Origin of the sequence: Zafaria cholistanensis (assembly GCF_008580665.1) — a bacterium.
Classification (GTDB): Bacteria; Actinomycetota; Actinomycetes; order Actinomycetales; family Micrococcaceae; genus Zafaria; species Zafaria cholistanensis.
This window is the reverse complement of record NZ_BKDJ01000041.1, coordinates 1-1,071: the sequence shown is the minus strand read 5'-3', so window position 1 is coordinate 1,071 and position 1,071 is coordinate 1. Positions and strand designations below refer to the sequence as shown.

Sequence of the window (1,071 nt, the reverse complement as noted above, 5' to 3'; positions counted from 1 at the left end):
CACCATGACTATCACGCCCGAACGCGAAGCTGAGCTGCTTTCCAAGGTCCCTGCCGGCCTGTTGATTGACGGTGTGTGGCGCGATGCTTCCGACGGGGGCACCTTCGATGTGCAGGACCCGGCGACCGGGAAGGTTATCGCGACCCTGGCCTCGGCCACGAGCGAGGATGCGCTGGCTGCCCTGGATGCTGCCGCGGGCGTGCAGGCCTCGTGGGCGCTGAGCGCGCCGCGGGTGCGGGCCGAGATCCTGCGCCGGGCCTTTGAGCTGGTCACCGCCCGTGCCGAGGACTTCGCGCTGCTGATGACCCTGGAAATGGGCAAGCCGCTGGCCGAGGCCCGCGGCGAGGTCGCCTACGGTGCCGAGTTCCTGCGCTGGTTCTCCGAGGAGGCCGTGCGCGATTACGGCCGGTACCTGACCACTCCGGAGGGCAAGAACAAGATCCTGGTCCAGCGCAAGCCGGTGGGCCCGTGCCTGCTGATCACCCCGTGGAACTTCCCGCTGGCCATGGCCACCCGCAAGGTCGGACCCGCCGTCGCGGCCGGGTGCACCATGGTGCTCAAGCCCGCCAAGCTCACCCCGCTGACGTCGCAGCTGTTTGCCGCGACCATGCTCGAGGCCGGCCTGCCGGCGGGGGTGCTGAACGTGGTTTCCTCCAACAGTGCCTCGGCGATCTCGGGTCCGCTGATGCAGGATGCGCGCCTGCGCAAGGTTTCCTTCACCGGCTCCACCCCGGTGGGCAAGCGCCTGATGAAGGACGCGGCGGATAACGTGCTGCGCACCTCGATGGAGCTCGGCGGCAACGCCCCGTTCCTGGTCTTCGAGGACGCTGACCTGGATGCGGCCGTGGCGGGCGCGATGGCCGCGAAGATGCGCAACATGGGCGAGGCCTGCACCGCGGCCAACCGTTTCCTGGTCCAGGAGTCCGTGGCCGGGGAGTTCACCGCGAAGTTCGCCGCCGCGATGGCCGCGCTGAAGCCCGGACGCGGCACCGAGGCCGGGACCACCGTGGGCCCGCTGATCGATTCCGGGGCCCGCGATGAGGTGCACGCCCTGGTCAGCGCCGCTGTCGA

The 1,071-nt window shown here is 69.9% G+C and carries 1 protein-coding gene; it reads left to right on the top strand.

Going from position 1 to position 1,071, the window contains the following annotated elements:
* Positions 1–4: 4 nt before the first annotated feature.
* On the top strand, positions 5–1,071 hold a 1,067-nt coding region (locus NCCP_RS14810), incomplete at its 3' end, for an aldehyde dehydrogenase family protein (protein ID WP_149958052.1).